The sequence below is a fragment of the Actinocrispum wychmicini genome (assembly GCF_004345645.1).
GTDB lineage: Bacteria > Actinomycetota > Actinomycetes > Mycobacteriales > Pseudonocardiaceae > Kibdelosporangium > Kibdelosporangium wychmicini.
Genome location: NZ_SLWS01000006.1, coordinates 176,000 through 195,684, shown reverse-complemented (window position 1 = coordinate 195,684; position 19,685 = coordinate 176,000). Strand labels below are relative to the sequence as shown.

The 19,685-nt window shown below is 68.9% G+C and carries 19 protein-coding genes; 14 read left to right on the top strand and 5 right to left on the bottom strand.

Annotation, left to right across the window (positions count from 1 at the left end):
• Positions 1-48: 48 nt before the first annotated feature.
• Together dapA and EV192_RS26980 are read left to right on the top strand one after the other, a co-directional pair.
• Positions 49-990: a 4-hydroxy-tetrahydrodipicolinate synthase gene (dapA, locus tag EV192_RS26985; protein WP_132120222.1), complete on the top strand. Its 942-nt coding sequence runs from the start codon at positions 49-51 to the stop codon at positions 988-990.
• Positions 987-2,669, top strand: coding sequence for a ribonuclease J (locus EV192_RS26980; protein ID WP_132120220.1), 1,683 nt, complete (start codon positions 987-989; stop codon positions 2,667-2,669). Before dapA ends, EV192_RS26980 begins: the two co-directional genes overlap by 4 nt.
• On the opposite strand, the gene EV192_RS26975 is transcribed toward EV192_RS26980, so the two are convergent.
• Together EV192_RS26975 and EV192_RS26970 are read right to left on the bottom strand one after the other, a co-directional pair.
• A complete protein-coding gene (locus EV192_RS26975) occupies positions 2,666-3,646 on the bottom strand; it encodes an EamA family transporter (RefSeq protein WP_243727093.1) in 981 nt (326 codons plus the stop codon). The two genes, EV192_RS26980 and EV192_RS26975, sit on opposite strands and share 4 nt — an antisense overlap.
• 53 nt (positions 3,647-3,699) lie before the next feature.
• Positions 3,700-4,521, bottom strand: a complete 822-nt coding sequence (locus EV192_RS26970; RefSeq protein ID WP_132120218.1) for a lysophospholipid acyltransferase family protein — start codon at positions 4,519-4,521, stop codon at positions 3,700-3,702.
• An 89-nt stretch (positions 4,522-4,610) separates the two neighbouring features.
• Between EV192_RS26970 and EV192_RS26965 the strand changes: the two genes are divergently transcribed.
• Positions 4,611-7,001 (top strand): FtsK/SpoIIIE family DNA translocase, encoded by a 2,391-nt coding sequence (locus EV192_RS26965; protein WP_132120216.1) that lies wholly within the window; start codon positions 4,611-4,613, stop codon positions 6,999-7,001.
• Between the two features lie 8 nt (positions 7,002-7,009).
• On the opposite strand, the gene EV192_RS26960 is transcribed toward EV192_RS26965, so the two are convergent.
• Positions 7,010-7,447 (bottom strand): phospholipase, encoded by a 438-nt coding sequence (locus EV192_RS26960; RefSeq protein ID WP_424923387.1) that lies wholly within the window; start codon positions 7,445-7,447, stop codon positions 7,010-7,012.
• Positions 7,448-7,626: 179 nt separating this feature from the next.
• On the opposite strand from EV192_RS26960, the gene EV192_RS26955 reads away from it, so the two are divergent.
• Genes EV192_RS26955 through EV192_RS26940 form a run of 4 tightly spaced genes read left to right on the top strand, consistent with a single transcriptional unit; the run spans position 7,627 to position 10,223 of the window.
• Entirely contained in the window at positions 7,627-7,980 is a 354-nt protein-coding gene (locus EV192_RS26955; protein WP_132120214.1) for a hypothetical protein, read from the top strand.
• A complete protein-coding gene (locus tag EV192_RS26950) occupies positions 7,980-8,327 on the top strand; it encodes a type VII secretion target (RefSeq protein WP_132120212.1) in 348 nt (115 codons plus the stop codon). Before EV192_RS26955 ends, EV192_RS26950 begins: the two co-directional genes overlap by 1 nt.
• Before the next feature lie 6 nt (positions 8,328-8,333).
• Positions 8,334-9,227 carry a hypothetical protein gene (locus tag EV192_RS26945; protein ID WP_132120210.1) on the top strand — a complete coding sequence of 298 codons (894 nt, stop codon included), beginning with the start codon at positions 8,334-8,336 and terminating at the stop codon, positions 9,225-9,227.
• A 21-nt stretch (positions 9,228-9,248) separates the two neighbouring features.
• Complete coding sequence (locus EV192_RS26940) at positions 9,249-10,223, top strand: helix-turn-helix domain-containing protein (RefSeq protein ID WP_132120209.1); 975 nt, start codon at positions 9,249-9,251, stop codon at positions 10,221-10,223.
• Here the strand turns inward: EV192_RS26940 and EV192_RS26935 are convergent.
• Both EV192_RS26935 and EV192_RS26930 read right to left on the bottom strand, forming a co-directional pair.
• Complete coding sequence (locus EV192_RS26935) at positions 10,204-11,367, bottom strand: CaiB/BaiF CoA transferase family protein (protein ID WP_132120207.1); 1,164 nt, start codon at positions 11,365-11,367, stop codon at positions 10,204-10,206. The two genes, EV192_RS26940 and EV192_RS26935, sit on opposite strands and share 20 nt — an antisense overlap.
• A complete protein-coding gene (locus EV192_RS26930) occupies positions 11,367-11,867 on the bottom strand; it encodes an amino-acid N-acetyltransferase (protein ID WP_132120205.1) in 501 nt (166 codons plus the stop codon). Before EV192_RS26930 ends, EV192_RS26935 begins: the two co-directional genes overlap by 1 nt.
• Before the next feature lie 175 nt (positions 11,868-12,042).
• Here EV192_RS26930 and rimO point away from each other — a divergent pair, with 175 nt between their 5' ends.
• The 7 genes from rimO to EV192_RS26890 all read left to right on the top strand — a co-directional run bounded on the left by rimO (position 12,043) and on the right by EV192_RS26890 (position 19,502).
• Positions 12,043-13,389 carry a 30S ribosomal protein S12 methylthiotransferase RimO gene (gene rimO, locus EV192_RS26925; RefSeq protein ID WP_132121421.1) on the top strand — a complete coding sequence of 449 codons (1,347 nt, stop codon included), beginning with the start codon at positions 12,043-12,045 and terminating at the stop codon, positions 13,387-13,389.
• Positions 13,390-14,031 (top strand): CDP-diacylglycerol--glycerol-3-phosphate 3-phosphatidyltransferase, encoded by a 642-nt coding sequence (gene pgsA, locus EV192_RS26920; protein WP_132120203.1) that lies wholly within the window; start codon positions 13,390-13,392, stop codon positions 14,029-14,031. It abuts the gene before it with no gap.
• A complete protein-coding gene (locus EV192_RS26915) occupies positions 14,028-14,531 on the top strand; it encodes a CinA family protein (protein WP_132120201.1) in 504 nt (167 codons plus the stop codon). The genes pgsA and EV192_RS26915 overlap by 4 nt, the downstream gene beginning before the upstream one ends.
• Before the next feature lie 121 nt (positions 14,532-14,652).
• Complete coding sequence (locus EV192_RS26910) at positions 14,653-15,111, top strand: helix-turn-helix domain-containing protein (RefSeq protein WP_132120199.1); 459 nt, start codon at positions 14,653-14,655, stop codon at positions 15,109-15,111.
• Positions 15,112-15,444: 333 nt separating this feature from the next.
• Positions 15,445-16,284 carry a PspA/IM30 family protein gene (locus EV192_RS26905; protein WP_132120198.1) on the top strand — a complete coding sequence of 280 codons (840 nt, stop codon included), beginning with the start codon at positions 15,445-15,447 and terminating at the stop codon, positions 16,282-16,284.
• Between the two features lie 29 nt (positions 16,285-16,313).
• Positions 16,314-17,162, top strand: coding sequence for a phage shock envelope stress response protein PspM (gene pspM / locus EV192_RS26900; protein WP_132120196.1), 849 nt, complete (start codon positions 16,314-16,316; stop codon positions 17,160-17,162).
• 1,092 nt (positions 17,163-18,254) lie between these two features.
• A complete protein-coding gene (locus tag EV192_RS26890) occupies positions 18,255-19,502 on the top strand; it encodes a uracil-xanthine permease family protein (RefSeq protein ID WP_341770902.1) in 1,248 nt (415 codons plus the stop codon).
• The last annotated feature ends 183 nt before the right edge of the window (positions 19,503-19,685 follow it).

Sequence of the window (19,685 nt, the reverse complement as noted above, 5' to 3'; positions counted from 1 at the left end):
AGGGAGTCCGTCCGGGTATTCCGGGGCATGACGGGTAGCGTCTTGGCCATGACCGGATGCCCCACCGCCGCCCCCGGCCGCCCTGTCGGCCGTGTCCTGACCGCCATGGTCACGCCGTTCGGCGCCGACGGCCGGCTCGACCTGGCCAAGGCGCAGCAGCTGGCCAAGCACCTGGTCGATCTGGGCAACGACGGGCTGATCGTGAGCGGCACCACCGGTGAGGCGCCGACCACCAGCGACGCCGAGAAGGTCGACCTGATCCGCGCGGTCCTCGACGCGGTCGGCGACCGGGCCACCATCGTCTCCGGCGGCAGCACGTACGACACAGCGCACAGCGTGCGGCTCGCCAAGCAGCTCGCCGACGCGGGTGCGCACGCGCTGCTGGCCGTGACGCCGTACTACTCCCGGCCGTCCCAGGAAGGCCTGATCGCGCATTTCACCGCGATCGCCGACAGCACCGACCTGCCGGTGGTGCTTTACGACATCCCGCCGCGCACCGCCACGCCGATCAACACGCCGACCCTGATCCGGCTCGCCGAGCACCCTCAGATCGTCGCGGTGAAGGACGCCAAGGGCGACCTGCAGGCCGGCTGCGAGGTCATGGCGAACAGCAAGCTCGCGTACTACTCCGGCGACGACGCGCTCAACCTGCCGTGGCTGTCGGTGGGCGCGGTCGGGTTCGGCAGCGTCATCGGGCACGTCGTGGCCGACCGGCTGCGCCTGATGCTCGACAGCTACGAACGCGGGGACGTGGCCGCCGCCCTGGAGCACAACCGGGGGCTGCTGCCCGTGAACCGGGCGTTCACCCGCCCAGGGCCCGGCCTTGGCCTGGTGTTCGCGAAGGCCGCGATGAGGCTGCGTGGCGTGGACGCGGGCGTGCCAAGGCTGCCGCTCGTGCCGGCCACGGACGAGCAGGTCGCGGCCATCGCCGCCGACTTGGCGGTGGCGGGTGTACCCATCAGGAGCGCGTCTGAGACGGTTAGTACGTGATCGAAACCTCGCAGGACTCTCCACCGCGGCTGGCCGAGGGTGGGCTACGTGTGGTCGCGCTCGGCGGTATCGGCGAGGTCGGCCGGAACATGACCGTCTTCGAGTACGACGGGCGGCTGTTGATCGTCGACTGCGGCGTGCTGTTCCCCGAGGACCAGCAGCCCGGCGTCGACCTGATCCTGCCGGACTTCCGGGCGATCGAGAGCCGGCTGGAGGACATCGACGCGATCGTGCTCACGCACGGCCACGAGGACCACATCGGCGCGGTGCCGTTCCTGCTGCGGCTGCGCGCGGACATCCCGGTGATCGGCTCCCGGTTCACGCTGGCGCTGCTCGCCGCGAAGTGCAAGGAACACCGGCAGGAGCCGGTCCTGGTCGAGGTGGTCGAGCGCGAGCGGCGCGTCGCCGGCCCGTTCGACCTGGAGTTCTTCGCGGTCAACCACTCCATTCCGGACGCCCTGGCGGTGGCCATCCGGACACCGGCCGGGCTGGTGCTGCACACCGGGGACATCAAGCTGGACCAGCTGCCGCTGGACGGCCGGCTGACCGACCTGAGCGGCTTCTCCCAGCTCGGTGACGAAGGCGTCGACCTGTTCCTGGTGGACTCCACCAACGCCGAGGTGCCCGGGTTCGTCACCCCGGAACGGGAGATCGGCCCGGTCCTGGACAACGTGATCATGCGGGCCACCCAGCGGGTGATCGTCGCCTGCTTCGCGTCGCACGTGCACCGCGTGCAGCAGGTGCTCGACATCGCCGCGGAACACGGCCGCCGGGTGGCGTTCGTCGGCCGGTCCATGGTCCGCAACATGGGCATCGCCGGCGACCTCGACCTGCTGCGGATCCCGCCGGGCCTGCTGGTGGACCTGGACGAGGCGATGGAACTGCCGGAGCATGAGGTCCTGTTCGTGTCCACGGGCAGCCAGGGCGAGCCGCTGTCCGCGCTGTCCCGGATGGCCCGTGGCGAACACCGGCAGATCTCGATCCGACCGGGGGACACCGTGATCCTGGCGTCCTCGCTGATCCCGGGCAACGAGACCGCGGTGTTCGGCGTGGTCAACGGCCTCTCCCGGCTCGGCGCGCACGTCGTGCACCAGGGCAACGCCAAGGTGCACGTGTCCGGGCACGCGTCCGCGGGTGAGTTGCTGTTCCTGTACAACGCCGTCCGGCCGTCCAACGTCATGCCGGTGCACGGCGAGTGGCGGCATCTGCGCGCCAACGCGGACCTGGCGGTGCGGACCGGTGTGCCGATGGACCATGTCGTGCTGGCTGAGGACGGCGTGGTCGTCGACCTGGTGGACGGCCGGGCCCGGATCACCGGCCGGGTCGAGGTCGGCCACGTCTATGTGGACGGCCTGTCCGTCGGCGACGTCGGCGAGTCCACCCTGTCCGACCGGCTGATCCTCGGCGAGGGCGGGTTCATCTCGATCACGGTCGCGGTGGATCCCAGCACCGGCCGGGCGGTGGCGCCGCCCACGATCTCCGGCCGCGGTTTCTCCGACGACCCCAAGGCGCTGGACGAAGCCGTCGCGTTGGTGGAGATGGAACTGTCCCGGACGGAAGCCGAAGGCATCACCGACACGCACCGGATCGCGCAGACGGTCCGCCGCGTGGTGGGCCGCTGGGTGGCGGAGAAGTACCGCCGCCGCCCGATGATCGTGCCGACCGTCATCCCGGTCTAGGACTGTGGACCCTCGTGGCCGGGGGCGGCCACGAGGGTACCCCCAGCGGGTGTTTCCTCGGTGTCGGGGACTTGCCGTCCCGTCGAGGACTGGGACGCACGTTGGACCGCGACGGCTCCCACGAGGAGGGTGACGCCGCCCACGATCTGGATCACGGTGAGTTCCTCGTTCAGCACGATCCAGGCGATGACGGTCGCGAACACCGGCTCGGCGAGCGCGATGATGCTGGCCACATTGGACGGAACGTGCCGCAAGGCCGTCATGCTCAACGTGTACGCGATGACCGTGGCCAGCACCGCGACCTCGACCAGGAGTATCCACACTGGACCGAACGCGGTCTGCTTGGCGAGCACGTCCGCCGGCAGTGTCCACGGTGGCGCGATCGCGACAAGCAGCACCGCGCCGATCAGCATCCCCCAAGTCGTCATCGTCAACGGATGACGAGTGCGCGCCCCGTGTTCACCGAGCAGCCAGTAGCACGCCGCGCACAGGGCCGCGCCGAGACTGGCCAGCACGCCGATCGTGTCCAGCGCGAATCCTTTCCAGACCTGCGCGACCAACGCCAGCCCGACCAACGCCAGCCCGGTGCCCACCCACGCCCTGGCCGGCAGGTGCGTCCCGCGCACGAACCGCACCCAGAGTGCGACCAGCACCGGCGCGATGAACTCCAACAGCATCGCGATCCCGACAGGCAGCCGCGACACCCCGGCGAAGTACAGGAACTGCACACCCGCGACGCCGAGCAGGCCGTAACCCAGCAGCAGCGGCACATCCTGGAGCCCGATCCGCAGCAGCCGCGGCTTGGTCGCCGCGACCATGACCAGCAGGATCACCGCGGCGAGCCCGATCCGGGCGCCCGCCACCTGCTGCGGGCTCAACCCCGCCTGCATCGCCGGTTTGGCCAGCGGTCCCGACGTGGAGAAGAAGAGCGACGAGACGATCAGTAACGCTGTCCACCGGGCCTGTCGAGTCTGCACCCGCCGACTCTGTCACCCGATAAGCCCAGGTCGCACCCTGTTTTCCCGGGAACTCAGCGCCAGGGGGACCTGGTGTCGGTGGGCCGGGTCGGGTCGTGGTACTTGGGCAGGTCGGGCTCGTCCCGGCGCAGGGTGGCCAGATTGTCCGTGACGGCCTGCATGATCCGCTTGTGCGCCCGGACCGCGTCACCCGCCTTGCCCGCCGAGAGGTCCGACAGGTCGACCGGGCTGCCGAAGTGCACCTTGAACCGCGGCCGCCGCCTCAGCGCGCTCAGGAACGACGTGACGTACGGCTTGAGGTCCGGCAAGCCGTTCACGGACTCGTTGCCCCAGTGGATGGCCTCGTGCGCACCCCACTGCGAGATCGGGATCACCGGCGCGTTCGCCGCCAGCGCGATCCGTGCCACGCCGGTCTTGCCGCGTTCCGGCCACAGGCCCGGGTCGCGGCTGATCCGGCCCTCGGGATACACCAGCAGAGGAGTGTCACTCGACTTGACCGACTCGACCGCGGTGGCGAAGGACTCGATCACGGTCGCCTTGCCGCGTTCCACCCGCAGATGCCCGGACCTGGTCAGCGCCCAGCCCAGCACAGGCGCGTCCAGCAGGCCACCGGCCAGCATGAACCGGGGCGCGATGCCGATCTCCCAGCAGGCCTTCATCAGCACCAGCGCGTCGAACGTGCCGATGTGGTTGGCGGCCATCACCAGGGGCCGGCCAAGCAACTCCGCCGGCACGGTGCCCGTCACTTCGAGATTCCCGACCATCGACACGACGTACCGGTCGATCTCCAGCATCGTCCGCCAAACGGCCGGTGCGGGGGTTTGCCGGCCAGTGCGGCGTGTCGGCTCGTGTCCGTCGCGGTACAGCGCAACCATGGCTGGAGCATGGCATGTCGTGGTCATGGCGCATCGACCCGGGCAGCAAAGTTGCTCGTGTGACTGGAGAGGCGACTACCGTGGGCCGCATGGCTAGCCGGTCGACAACCGCCAAACGGAGTGCGCCACGCAAGAAGGCCCCGGCCAAGCCGGCGCCGAAGCCGGCGCGGGCCCGCAGTTCCGGCACGGCCGGGCGGGCCATCCGGGGTGGCTGGAACCTGCTGGCCAAGGGGGTCGGCGGGCTGGCGAGGACGCTCGGCAAGACCAAGGAGCTGGACCCGGCGCACCGGCGGGACGGGCTCGGGTTCGGGCTGATCGCGATCGCGGTGGTGATCGGCGCGGCGGTGTGGTGGCGCGCGGCCGGTCCGATCGGCCACTGGGTGGAGATCGGTGTCCGAACGGTGATGGGCGCCGGCGCGGTCGCGTTCCCGCTGGCGCTGCTGGTCGTCGGCGTGGCCCTGATGCGGTCCGAACCCCGGCCGGAGGTGCGGACGAGGTTCGTGATCGGGTCGCTGCTGATGGCGTTCGCCCTGCTCGGCATGTTGCACCTGCTCAACGGCGGCCCCACGAACACCGACCGGATGTACGCGGGCGGCGTGCTCGGTTTCCTGTCCGGGGGATTGCTGGCCGAGGGTGTCACGTCGTGGGTGGCGCTGCCGCTGCTGATTCTCGCTCTGGGCTACGGCGTGCTGGTGTTCACCGGAACGCCGATCAGGCAGATCCCGAACCGGCTGCGTGAGCTGGGCCGGGACCCCGAGGACGTCGACCCGCCGGCCGAGGAGGAGGAACCCCAGCCGGAGGCCGAGGTGAAGCTCCGCCGGCCGTCCCGGCGCCGGCAGGCGACCATGGCCGAGCCGCCGGAGGACGAGGCGCCCGCCGAAGACCCCCCGCCGCCCCCGCCACCGCCGGCGCCCAAGCGGGAGCCCAAGCCGCGCAAGGAACCGGCCCAGCAGGCGCTGCCGCTCACCCCCGCCCGCGTGGTCGAGGGCGACTACCAGCTGCCGCCGCCGACCCTGCTGGAGGAGGGCGACGCGCCGAAGACCCGCAGCCGCGCCAACGACACCATGATCGAGGCGATCACCGGTGTGCTGGAGCAGTTCTCGATCGACGCGCAGGTCACCGGCTTCACCCGGGGCCCGACCGTCACGCGGTACGAGGTCGAGCTCGGGCCCGGCGTCAAGGTCGAGAAGATCACCGCGTTGACCAAGAACATCGCGTACGCGGTGGCCACGGACAACGTGCGGCTGCTCGCGCCGATCCCGGGCAAGTCCGCGGTGGGCATCGAGGTGCCCAACAGCGACCGGGAGATGGTCCGGCTCGGTGACGTGCTGCGGTCGTCCACCGCGGTCAAGGACACCCACCCGATGGTGGTCGGCCTCGGCAAGGACATCGAGGGCCACATGATCACCGCGAACCTGGCGAAGATGCCGCACCTGCTGTGCGCGGGCTCGACCGGGTCCGGCAAGTCCAGCTTCGTCAACTCGATGCTGGTGTCCCTGCTGGCGCGGGCCACGCCGGACGAGGTCCGGATGATCCTGATCGACCCGAAGATGGTCGAGCTGACGCCGTACGAGGGCATTCCGCACCTGATCACGCCGATCATCACGCAGCCGAAGAAGGCCGCGGCCGCGTTGACCTGGCTGGTCGAGGAGATGGAACAGCGCTACCAGGACATGCAGGTCAACCGGGTCCGGCACATCGACGACTTCAACAAGAAGGTCCGGTCCGGCGAGATCAGCGCGCCGCCCGGCAGCGAGCGGGAGTATCGGCCGTACCCGTACATCCTGGCGATCGTGGACGAGCTGGCGGACCTGATGATGACCGCGCCGAGGGACGTCGAGGACGCGATCGTCCGGATCACCCAGAAGGCCCGCGCCGCCGGCATCCACCTGGTGCTGGCGACCCAGCGGCCGTCGGTGGACGTGGTGACCGGCCTGATCAAGACGAACGTGCCGTCCCGGCTGGCGTTCGCCACCTCGTCGCTCACCGACTCCCGGGTCATCCTGGACCAGCCGGGCGCGGAGAAGCTGATCGGCATGGGCGACGGCCTCTACCTGCCGATGGGTGCGTCCAAGCCGGTGCGCGTCCAGGGCGCGTACGTCAGCGACGAGGAGATCAACGGCGTGGTCTCGTTCGTCAAGGAGCAGGCGCAGCCGGAGTACACCGACGGCGTCACCGCGGCCTCGGCGGCCGAGAAGAAGGAGATCGACTCCGACATCGGCGACGACCTGGACGTGTTGCTGCAGGCCGCGGAGCTGGTCGTGACGTCCCAGTTCGGCTCGACGTCGATGCTGCAGCGCAAGCTCCGGGTCGGCTTCGCCAAGGCGGGCCGCCTGATGGACCTGTTGGAGAGCCGCGGGGTGGTCGGCCCGTCCGAGGGGTCGAAGGCCCGCGAGGTCCTGGTCAAGCCGGACGAGTTGGACTCGGTGCTGTTCACCATCCGGGGCGGCAGCCCCGAGCCCGACTCCGACGACGAGTAACTACCGGCTCACGTGCCCCACTTGCGCACGGCGGCGTAGTAGATGTTCGCGGTGCCCTTGCAGATGATGTTCCCGCCGCAGATGCCGTACATGTCCGACTTGAACTTGTTGTCGATCTGGAGTTTCTTGTCGGCGTTCCAGCGGCCCTGGCGTTTGTTGTTGCGGTAGCCGAAATCGTGCCGGTGGCAGGCCGGCGTGAAGTCGAAGCCGAACGGTTTGTCCGGCGACCACGAGCACGCGTCGGACGACCAGTCCAACTGGTCGGCGTACGGCCGCGAGTTCCGGATCGACTCGAACTGGGGCAGTGACTTGCTGAAGGAATAGTCGTCCGTCACGCTCGCCAGCTGGGACGGGCTGAGGGAGGCGTGGGCGGTGCCGGCGACCATCACGACTGTGGTGATGGCGCCCGCACCGGCCAGCGCGAGGCGCTTGAGCAGGTTGGGCACGGTGACTCCCTGGGTGATCTTTCAGGCCGTGCCCAGGGTGCGGTTCAGGGGTCCCGTCGCGATACCCCTGTTCGGATTCCGTCGACCAGAATTCCCCTAGACCTTCAGCCGGTGTGCCGCCCTTCCATTCTGATGGAATCGCCTGTCCCGCGGCGAGTCCCGTCGTTACGGTCCCCGCCGTGGAGTGGAAAACCGACGAGATCAGGGCCGCTGAGCAGGCGTTCGACGACGCCTTGAGCGCGGCCGAGAAAGCCGTGGCCGAGGTCCGCCTGGAACCGGCGCGGCCGGCCACGGCCGAGGAGATCGAGGCGCTGGAGCAGTACGCGAACAGCGCCGACGCCCCCAAGGAGTGGCGCGCGGTGGCCGAGCGGGTCGCCGGCGGTCAGCTGACCTGGGCGGCCATCGCGAACGGCGACACCGTGTCCGATCCGGTGGTGATGGCCGCTCTCGACGCGACCGCGGTCGCCGCCGAGGAGCGGGAGGCAGCCGCCGAGGACGAGGAACAGACCACCATCTTCCGGAAGGCGTGGTGATGGCGGACCTGAAAGTCGCGGCCGGCCAGTTGCGCAGTTACGCGATCTACCTGGACGTGATCGTTCAGACCGACCTCGGGATGGTCGCCGGCCAGGCCGCCGAGGGCACGAACCAGGCCGGTTTCAGCGGGCTGCTCGACCCGCTCAAGGCCGCGATGACGATGCTTTCCAATGCCACCAACGAAGTCTTCAGCACGTTGGCGGACAAGATCGACAATCTGGCCGAGGGGCTTTCGGTGACCGCGGACAGCTATCAGCACGTCGACCACAAACACGCCAAGAACCTGTTGGAAATGCAGGACGAACCCGGCATGCACGGCGGCGGCCACGGCCACATGAGGGAGTAGCGGCAAATGGCACTGAAGATCTCCGCGGGCACGAACATCGGCAAGGCGTACATCGACCGGGTGCCGATCGAACCCCAGGCCATCACGTCCGACAAGCTCGACCTGAGTTCGATGATCCACGGCGACCCCGTCGGGCACGCGGTGAACTGGGTGTACCAGCATTTCATCTGCCACGTACTCGGGACACCCGACAAGGATCTCTACACCATCATCCTCGAACCCATCGCCGGCGACTTCAAACGGATCGCGGCCAACGGCGACGCCTGGGCGGACATGGGCACGATGATGACCCAGATCTCCGACAACATGTCCCACAACGCACAGCAGCTCGTGCCGCACGACTGGTCCGGTTCGGCCGCGGAGGGCTTTCTGACCAGGATCAACGTGGTGTGGTTCGGGTTCTTCGAGCTGTTCGACGAGGTCTGCCAGCTGCTGAAGTTCGGGTTCGGGAAGTTGTCCGACGCGAGCCTGCGGATCGTGCAGAAATGCGCGGACATCATCGACGACCTGCTGAAGAAGATCGCGTCACTGTTCTCCCGGTTCACGCCGAAAGGAATCCTGGGCAGTGTGATCCGGATCGTGACCAGTCTCGGCCGGGACTTTCCGTACTGGGACGACGTCAACGCGATCATCAAGGACATCCAGCACGTGCTGAGCCTGCACCAGACGATCGTGAACCTGGTCGACAGTTTCACCACGATGCTGAACAGCTACCAGTCGGTCGGGTCGGCCCTCAAGGAGATCCCGAACATCGACACCCCCGCCGGCGCCCTGAAAGTCGGCCGGGACCTGGACAATTCCGCCAAAAGCGCCAAGGACTCGACGACCGCTTTCCAGCAGGCGAAAGCCGAGTACGACAAGGCGAAGAAGGACTTCGACGAAACGCCGATTCCCCAATAGCGCACGCCGTACAGTGCTGCCATGGCGGGCGGCACACTGCGTGTTCACTTCACTACGGACGATCTCTCGCGGGTCCGTGTGGCGTCCACAATGGACCATCTGTGGGAGGTTGTGCTCAGCCTGCACATGTTGTGTGACAACGCCCATCCGGTCCTCTTCGGCCAGTGGCGCCGGGACACGTTGGCCGCCGTCCGCCGGACCCACGCGGAACCGTCGCTCGCCATGCTCGCCACCCTGGCCCCCGCCGCCCGCTACTTCCCGGACTTCCTGACACCCGAGAACGGCGGCGAGGCCTTCGACACCGGTGTCGACGCGGTCATGGCGACGCCGGTGTCCGAACTACGCGGCCAACTGGCCTTGTTGGCCAGGACGCGCCCGCTGCCCGGGTGGGTCAGCCGGCTCGCGGCGGGCGAGCAGACCGCGTTGGCCCGCCTGGAGAAGGCCCTGCGCGACTACCACCGGCTGGCGATCGGCCCGGTCGAACGGGCCATCCAGCGAAGTCTCGGCCGGATCGGCGACAAGGCGGGCGCCGCCGGCTGGCAGGACATGCTGCAACCGGTCCTGCAGTGGAACCACCCGGTGTTGGCCGCGCCTTTCCTGGAGGACTTCGACCTGCACCTGAACGGCCGTGGCCTGAAGCTGGTGCCGTCGTTCTTCTGCATGGGCGCGCCGGTGAAGCTCTACGACGACAGTCTGACGCCCACCCTGGTGTGCCCGATCGTCCACGACCCGCGCTGGCTGGGCGGCGGCACCGGGCAGCCGATCGAACAACTGCTCGGCGTGTCCAGGGCGCGCATCTTGGAGTTCGTCGCCGCGAACCCGGCCACCACCAACGCGGTCATCTCGACGGTCCTGCACATCTCACCGCCGACGGTCAGCTACCACCTGCGGATCCTGCGTGAGTCGGGCCTGCTGGCCACCGACCGGGACGCCAACCTGGTCGTGCACACCAGCACCAGGCTCGGTGCCGCCCTGCTCAACGGTCGGCCGCTCTGACGTCGAGTTCCGCCAGTACCTCAGCGGTGTGCTGGCCGAGGGTCGGGCTGTGCCGCCGGACAGTCGCCGGCGTCGCGGAGAACCGGACCGGGAAACCCACCTGCCGGTACGGGCCCTCGGTGGGGTGCTCGGCGACGGTCAGCATCGGGTCGAAGTACGGGTTGTCGATCGCCTTGTCGAGTTCCTGCACGGGCGCGAACGGAATGCTTCGCTCGCCGCAGATCCGTTGCCATTCCTCGTTCGTGTACTCGACCGCGAACCGCTCGATCAGCTCGTACAGCGTCGAGTAGTTCCGGGCGCGTTGGGCGGGATCCTGGAAGCGTTCGTCCGCGGCCAGGTCCGGCCGGTTCACCGCGGCGAAGAACGCCTCGATGTTCTTGTCCGTGTACGGCAGGATGCACGCCCAGCCGTCCTTCGTGCGCACCGCCCGGTGCGGTTCGGCCATCGACCGGTTGAACCCGGTCGGCCCCATCGGCGGCTCGAACGTCTGGCCGCTCATGTGCTCGATCATGTTGAACGCCAGCAACGTGTCGGTCATCGGCACCTCCACCCGCTGGCCCCGGCCGGTCGCCCGCTGGTGCACCAGCGCGGCCAGCACCGAATACGTGATCGTCAACGCGCACACCTTGTCCGCCAGGATCGACGGCGCGTAGTTCGGCTCACCCGTGGCCCGCCGCATCAGGTCGACGAACCCCGACGACGCCTGCACGATCTCGTCGTACGCGGCCAACCCGGCCAGGTCCGAGTCGGTCCGGAAACCCTGCGCGTTGCAGTAGATCAACCGCGGGTTGGCCATCGACAGCCGCTCGTAGGCCAGGCCCAGCCGGTCGAGCGCGCCCGGCCGCATGTTCGTCAGCAGGATGTCCGCGGTCGCCACCAGCTTCAGCAGGGCCTCCTGTCCGTCCGGCGACTTCAGGTCCAGCACGATCCCGCGTTTGTTCCGGTTGACGTTCAGCGCCAACGCGCCCATCCCCGGGTGCCGCTGCGGGTGCGTGAGCCGGGTCAGGTCCCCCGCCGGCGGCTCGACCTTGATCACGTCCGCGCCCATGTCGCCAAGCAACTGGGCGGCGAACGGTCCCATCACCACGGACGCCAGGTCGATCACCCGGACACCGGCCAGCGCCCCACAAGCGTCGTCGGTCATCACAACTCCAGGAGCATCCGGCTGTTGCCCAGCGTGTTCGGCTTCACGTACGGCAGATCCAGGAACTCCGCGACACCCTGGTCCAGCGACCGCCGCATCTCCTCGTACACCTCGGGGCTCACCGGCGTCCCATCGATCTCCACGAACCCGTGCCGCTCGAAGAACCCCACCTCGAACGTCAACGCGAACAGCCGCGAGATCCCCAACTCCTTCGCGGTCGAGATCAACCGCTCGATGATGGCGTGCCCGATCCCCATCCCCAACGCCTGCGGCAGCACCGCGATGGTCCGGATCTCCGCGATGTCCTCCCACAGCACATGCAGGGCCCCGCAGCCGAGTAACTCGCCGTCCCGCTCGGCCACCCAGAACTCCTGGATGTCCTCGTACAGCGTCACCAGCTGCTTGGCCAGCAGGACCTTCCCGACATACCGGTCGACAACCGTCTTCATCCGCCGGACATCAGTGGCCCGCGCCCGCCGCACGACCAGGGAGTCACTCACAACGTCCCAACCTAGCCCGCTGCCGCTCGTTCGGCACGGCTGCCAGGACCGCGCCCACCTGGAGCTGCCGATCGCGTGACTTCGGGTACCCGGTGCGGTGCTGAGGTCGGAGACACGCCGTGCGGGCGGTTACCCTCACTCTGTGCCTTCTCCCACCGCGAAGCGTCGTGTCGCCATGCTCACGCTCGGTTGTGCCCGTAACGAGGTCGACTCCGAGGAGCTGGCCGGGCGGCTGGTGGGCAGCGGGTGGGAGCTGGCCGAGGCGGAGAGCGCCGAGGTGATCGTGGTGAACACCTGTGGCTTTGTCGAGCAGGCCAAGAAGGACTCGGTGGACACGTTGCTGGCCGCCGCGGACACCGGGGCCAAGGTGGTGGCGGTCGGGTGCATGGCCGAGCGGTACGGCAAGGAGCTGGCCGACAGCATGCCGGAGGCGGCGGCCGTGCTCGGCTTCGACGAGTATCCGGAGTTGGCCGACCGGCTGGACGAAGTGCTGCACGGCAAGGCCGTGGAGTCCCATGTCCCGGTGGACCGGCGGACGCTGCTGCCGATCAGTCCGGTCCAGCGACAGGAGAACGACGTTGTCGTCCCTGGGCACGGGTGGGGGCCGCGGGTGTTGCGGACCCGGCTGGACGATTCGCCGGTCGCGGCGTTGAAGATCGCGTCCGGGTGCGACCGGCGGTGCACGTTCTGCGCCATCCCGTCGTTCCGGGGCGCGTTCGTGTCGCGGACGCCGGACGAGATCGTGGCCGAGGCCCAGTGGCTCGTGGACAACGGCGCCAGGGAGTTGTTCCTGGTCAGCGAGAACTCCACGTCGTACGGCAAGGACCTGCGGGACGCCAGCCTGGAGAACGTGCTCCAGCGGCTCGCCGCCAAGGCCAAAAGGGTCCGGGTGTCCTATCTGCAGCCCGCCGAGATGCGGCCCAGCCTGGTCAAGGCGATCGCCACCACCCCCGGGGTTGCCGACTACTTCGACCTGTCGTTCCAGCACGGCAGCGGCACGGTCCTGCGCCGGATGCGGCGGTTCGGCGGCTGTGACGACTTCCTCCAGCTCACCGACCAGATCCGGCAGTTCTCCCCACGCGCGGGCATCCGGACCAACGTGATCGTCGGCTTCCCCGGCGAGACCGAGGCGGACGTCGCGGAGCTGGAGCGGTTCCTGGTCGGCGCCCGGATGGACGCGGTCGGCGTCTTCGGATACTCCGACGAGGAGGGCACCGAGGCCGCCGGTTTCGACGACAAGCACGACGAGGACACCGTCGCCGAGCGGGTCGCCAGGATCTCCGCGCTGGTCGAGGAACTCACCACCCAACGGGCCGAGGAACGTGTCGGCGACGAGGTCGTTGTCATGGTGGAACAGGACGACGACGAGTACGTCGGCCGCGCCGCCCACCAGGCGCCCGAGGTCGACGGCGAATGCGTCGTCGACAGTGACATCGAGCTGGCCAAGGGAGACTTCGTGCGGTGCGTCGTCGAGGGATCCGAAGGGGTGGACCTGCTGGTCCGCGCCCTGGAGGTGCTGTAAGTGAGCACCGCGCCGGCCGACAGGTCACACCAACGGGAAACCGTGCCCGAAGTGGACGCCCCGCCGCCGGTGCCGTTGGTGAACATCGCCAACATCCTGACCGTGACCCGGCTGGTGCTGGTGCCGGTGTTCCTGGTCGCGCTGTTCACCGACTCCGGCCACGACTCCGGCTGGCGGTGGGCCGCGACCGTGCTGTTCGCGATCGCGTCCGTCACCGACCAGCTCGACGGGTTCCTCGCCCGCAGGCACGGCCTGGTCACCGACTTCGGCAAGGTAGCCGACCCGATCGCGGACAAGGCGCTCACCGGCGCCGCCCTGGTCGGCCTGAGCATCCTCGGCGACCTGCCGTGGTGGGTCACCCTGGTGATCGCCGCCCGCGAGGTCGGCGTCACCCTGCTGCGGTTCTGGGTGATCCGGTACGGCGTCATCCCGGCCAGCCGCGGCGGCAAGGCCAAGACGCTCGCCCAGATCATCGCCATCGGGCTGTTCCTGGCCCCGCTCTCCAGCCACTTCGACGCGGTCCGCTGGGCGGTCATGGGCGTCGCGATCGCCCTTACCGTCATCACCGGCCTGGACTACGTGTTCCGTGCGGTCCGGCTGCGTGCCCAAGGCATCCGGGCCCGCAGAGCCGCTGGCCGATGAGCCCACTGGCTGACGTGCTCGGCATGCGTGCCGGCACGCTCGAAGCCGTCGTGGCGGCGCTCAAGGCCCGAAAGGAGACGGTCGCGACCGCCGAGTCCCTCACCGCGGGCCTCGTGTGCGCCGCGCTCACGAGCGTGCCTGGGGCCAGCGCGGTGGTCCGTGGCGGGTTCGTGGTGTACGCCACCGACCTGAAATGGGGCCTCGCCGGGGTCGACCCGGAGCTGCTGGCCGCGCGCGGCGCGGTCGATCCGGACGTCGCCGTCCAACTGGCGACCGGCGCCCGGGACCGGTGCGGCGCCACGTGGGGCCTTGGGCTGACCGGAGTAGCCGGGCCGGACCCGCAGGACGGGGTCGGACCCGGCACCGTGCACATCGGAATAGCGGGTTACGGCAGCGTGAACGTGTCCACCATCACCGTCGCGGGGGACAGGCACGCGGTCCGCTCAGCGGCCGTCCGAGCGGCTCTTGACCTGCTGTCGAGCCGGTTGGATGCACCCTGACGGGGGAACATCCGGCCACGCTCGGTCGTTCGCCCTTGGCGGACGCCGGGCCAAGTCGGTGCGTGATGTCCGCGAGGCTCGGTAACGTTGTGGCACGGGCCCGCCGGTGAAGGGAGGCGCGATGACTGTGCTGTTGCGTGAGGCGATCGGTGATCGGCTCCGTCATGCCCGCACGATCCAGCGCCGAACGCTGCGCGAGGTGTCTCGAACCGCGCGGGTCAGCCTGGGGTACCTGTCCGAGGTCGAGCGTGGCCAGAAGGAGGCGTCCAGCGAGCTGCTGGCCGCCATCTGCGACGCGTTGGAGCTGCCGCTGTCCGAGCTGCTGCACCGCGTCGCCCACGACATGACCGGTCTCGACCCGAACGAGCTGCTGGAGCCGGCCATCGCCGAGCAGCCCGCGCCGCAGCCGCCGGCGAGCGACGAGCCGACGATGTCGGCCGCGGGCATGGCCCCGATGGCGCCCGGGGACCTCAGCCTGGACGTGGTCGGCGACACACTTTCCGACCTTCGTCTGCAGCCGGCGCTCGCGCGCCGGATCGGCGGCCCCGAAATCGCCCGCGCCAGGGTTTTCGCCGCATAGGGGACGACACTGGAGCGACACGCCCGGGATACGCGACACGCGGACGACTTTTGTCCGCGTGTCGTTGCGTGGTCGGAGCGGACGAAAGGCCAGGTCATCCCCTTCGTGATCGATCCAGGGGTACGCTCGGTGACCAAGGGGGTGCGGACGAACGGCCGGGCCGCCACGGCCGGGGTTCGTCGGCGTTCCACACCGGTGGACGGTCAGGGACTTACCTGATTTACCCCTGGGCCCGGTGGAACGACAATCGTGCACCTGACACGATGGAACCCGGACACCTACCGGGTCGTTGCCTGTGGGCAGCCGTAGTACGCGAGAAGGCAGGCGGAGGAGATGGCCAACCCTTTTGTGAAGTTCTGGAAGTACCTCATGGCGTCGTTCTCGTCCAAGATCGACGAGCACGCTGACCCGAAGGTACAGATCCAGCAGGCCATCGAGGAGGCTCAGCGCCAGCACCAGGCCCTCTCGCAGCAGGCCGCCGCTGTGATCGGCAACCAGCGGCAGCTGGAGATGAAGCTCAACCGTCAACTCGGCGACGTGGAGAAGCTGCAGGCGTCCGCGCGCCAGGCCCTCGTGCTGGCCGACGAGGCCCGCAGCAAGGGTGACGAGACGAAGGCGACGCAGTTCGAGAACGCCGCCACGTCGTTCGCCACCCAGCTGGTCACGGCCGAGCAGGGCATCGAGGACCTCAAGACCCTGCACGACCAGGCCCTGCAGGCGGCGTCGCAGGCCAAGGCCGCGGTCGAACGCAACGCCATGGTCCTGCAGCAGAAGCTCGCCGAGCGCACCAAGCTGCTCAGCCAGCTGGAGCAGGCGAAGATGCAGGAGCAGGTCTCCCGCTCGCTGAACCAGATGAGCGAGCTCGCCGCGCCGGGCAACACGCCGTCGCTTGAGGAGGTCCGGGACAAGATCGAGAAGCGGTACGCCACCGCGGTCGGCTCGGCCGAGCTGGCGCAGAACTCGGTGCAGGGCCGGATGATGGAAGTCCAGATGTCCACCACCGAGATGGCCGGCCAGTCCCGGCTGGAGCAGATCCGCGCCTCGATGTCCGGTGGTGCCAAGCAGGTCACCGGCGGCACGTCGGCGGCCAGCTCCCCGTCGGCCAACATCCAGGCCGAGATCCAGCAACGGGTCGCCCAGGAACAGCGGGCGAACCCGCAGGGCAACGCCTGACAGTGGCGACGACGCGAAGGACGTGACCGGTGGACAGGCCGCGTAGAGCCGAGTTCGCAGAACTACGGCAACTGGTCGAGAGGCAGCTACGCGGCGTCGACAGGCAGATCCGCGGGGTCGACAGGCACATCCGCGGGCCGATCGCCGATCACGTCCGAGCCCAACTGGAGACACACCTTGGCCGCTGGACCGACCCGGCGGTCAAGCTCGAGCGCCGCAGGAAACGCGCCGAGACGGTGATGTGGCTGTTCCTGTTCCTCGGCCTGTTGCTGGGCGTGGTCGCCACGGTGTTGATCGTCACCGCCGGCCCAGGAGCGGCGGGCATCCTGCAGGGCGCGACGACCGGCGTGGTCGCGCTCGGCGCGTTCGTGGTCGCCGGCAAGTCAGGCGCCAAGATGCGCGCCCTCAAACGAACCCCGTTACCGGAACCCGCCGCGACACTGCCACCAACCAGGTCACTGGCCCGGGAACCGATGCAACGTCTCGCGGACGCCGAGCGAGCGCTCGCCGAACTCCTCCGCCAACTCGGCTCACCGCGCAGCAACGTCCCACCCGACACAGTCCAACACGCCCGCGACACCGGCGCCGAAGCCGCCGCAGCCCTACGCGAGGTCGCCGCCCAACTACAGTCCGTGGAACGCGCCCGTGACCTCGCCCCATCCCAGGACCGGGCCGCGCTCGAAGACGGTGTCCGCATGCTCCGCGACCAACTCGACCAGGGCCTGGACGGCTACGGCGGCCTGATCGCGGCAGCCGGCCGACTGGTCGCAGCAAGCTCCACCGGCGGCCCGGACAAACAAGCCCTAACCGACGCCTCCGACCGCCTCCACGGCCTCGCCATGGCCCTCAAAGACCTCTTCGGCGACCAACAACGCTAGGCCCGGAACGCCCAGCGCAGGCAGCACCATGAGCTGGCCACACCCAGCCGGGCGAGCCGCAGGAACACGCGGCCCCCAAGGACCGACTGGCCCGCCCAAAGACCCGATGCGCCAACAATGCGCCTTCACAGACCCGCACGCCCACACACCCGCACACCACGCGCCAGCGCATGGGTGGGTGTGGCCTGGCGCGCCAGCGCATCGCTTGGGTGTGGCGCGCCTAGCGCTGGGTGTGGCCTGGCGCGTCGGCGTATGGGTGTGGCGCGCCTAGCGCATGAGTGGGGCTGGCGTGTTCTCTCTCCCGACCGACCTGGGCGAAGCCCAACCACGCGTGTCAAGAGGTCCGCCTGCGCGACCTAACCCCGAGACCAGGCGATACGGACCTCTTGATACGTGTGGTTGCCTCCGGCAGGTTGGTCGGGAGAGGGAACACGCCCTCAACCAGCCCTCCACCAAAGCCGAATGCCCCGTCAAAGGGGCACCCCACTCTCTCCTGATCGATCAGCCGCCCGGCGAGGGCAGTCTTTGCATAACGAGCACTCTTTGGGCAAAAGATGCGCTCGCCGCGCAGGCAGATCGACCAGGAGACAGGGGAAGGGCCGCGTCCTGCCTCCCACCCGACCTGCCCGGAGGGAACCATGGGCGTCAAGGGGAGCGTATGGCCTGGTCCCGGGGCCGGGTCCCGTAGGCGCACCCCTTGACACCCATGGTTTGCAAAGCACAGGTCGGCCGGGAGACAGAACGAGGCACAGCTGTGCTGCGTGGGCACACGCCTCAGGGCGGGTGGGGATTGCCTTGGTAGCAGGGAGCTTGCTCGGGTGAGCTGGAGGCGGGCCTCAGACGGGGCTGGGCGGGGCTTGGTGTGCTGGATGCTTGGCGTTGGTGGCGTGGCGGCAGGGTCCTGCCCGCCAGCGACAGGGTGGGAGTGGGCCTCCCTTTAGTGCAAATGTGTGATAACGGGAGGGTCACGTAGGGCTCTCGTCCACCTGGCATGGCACTATGCCCTCCAAAGGTGGGGTGGGCGACCCCCGGTAGTGGGTCGGCCATGGACACAGTTCGGCGTGGAGGGGCGCGACAGTGATGCTTTGGTCGGTGCACGGCGATGGTCGCCGCGTCGCCGACGGTGAACTGATCGGCGCTCGGGAGCGGCTCAGTTGGCCGTTGATGATCGGTTTCGGCGCCCAGCATGTGGCCGCGATGCTCAGCGCCACCATTCTCGTGCCGGTCACGGTGGGGTTGCCGCCAGCGACCACGTTGCTGTTCTCCGGGGTCGGCACCCTCGTTTTCCTGGTGATCACCCGCAACCGGGTGCCGGGTTACCTCGGGTCTTCGTTCGCGTTCATGGCTCCGTTGTTGGCGGCCAAGGAGCATGGGGTCGCGGCCCAGTTGGGTGCGGTCGTGGTGGCCGGCGGGATCCTGATCGTGTTCGGGATCGCGGTGAAGGCGTTGGGGGTCCGGCTGCTCGAGTCGGTGCTGCCGCCGGTGGTGACCGGGGGACTGGTGCTGTTGATCGGGCTGAGCATGGCGCCGTACGCGGCCGGGCCGTTCCAGCAGCAGCCGGGGATCGCGGCGGTGACGCTCGGGGTGGTCCTGCTCTGCCTGGTGCTGTCCCGGGGTCTGTTGGCTCGGTTGGCTGTCCTGGCCGGTGTGGTGGTCGGGTGGCTGCTCGCGGTCGGCACCGACCGGATCGAGCCGGCCAAGATCGACGCCCTGCTGACCGCGCCCTGGTTCGGGTTCCCGGACTTCCGGGGGCCGCAGTTGCTGCCGTCGGTGATGGTGTTGTCCGTGCCCGTGGTGCTGGTTCTGGTGGCCGAGATGGTCGCGCACGTCAAGGCGGTCGCCGCGATCAGCGGGCAGGACCTCGACCCGAGCATCGGCGATGCTCTGATCGCCAACGGTGTGTCGACCGCGTTGGCCGGTGCAGCGGGTGGCGTGGGGACGACGGCGTACCCGGCCAACACCGGTCTGATGGCGGCCACGCGGGTGCTGTCCACGGCCGCCTGCGTGATGGCGTCGGTGTTCGCTGTGGTGCTGGCGTTCGTGCCGAAGCTGACGGCGTTGATCAACACGTTGCCGCCCGGGGTGGTCGGCGGGATGAGCGTGGCGTTGTTCGGCCTGATCGGCATGACCGGCGTGCGCATCTGGTCACAGTCCGATGTGGACTTGACCGACCCGGTGACGTTGCTGGTGGCCGGGGTCGCGGCGGTGGCCGGCGTGGGCGACCTCACGATCTCGGTGTGGGGTCTTGAGCTGCACGGAGTGGCTTGGGGATCCATGCTGGTAGTCGTGCTGTACCCGGTCGTCAGGCGGCTGCGGGCCCGCCGCGAGAAGTTCACCTGAACGGCGGCTAGGCACCTGAAAAGCCCAACGATTGGGCCTTATGTCGTACGGAGGGTGATCGGGTCGATGATCTGGCTGGGCACTGTGGACGGAGACGTTCCAACGGTCGGGTCGCTAGACTTCATCCGTTTGACATGACTTCATCATCCCGTCGTTTTCGCAGGTAGAGGGCTTTGCTGGACG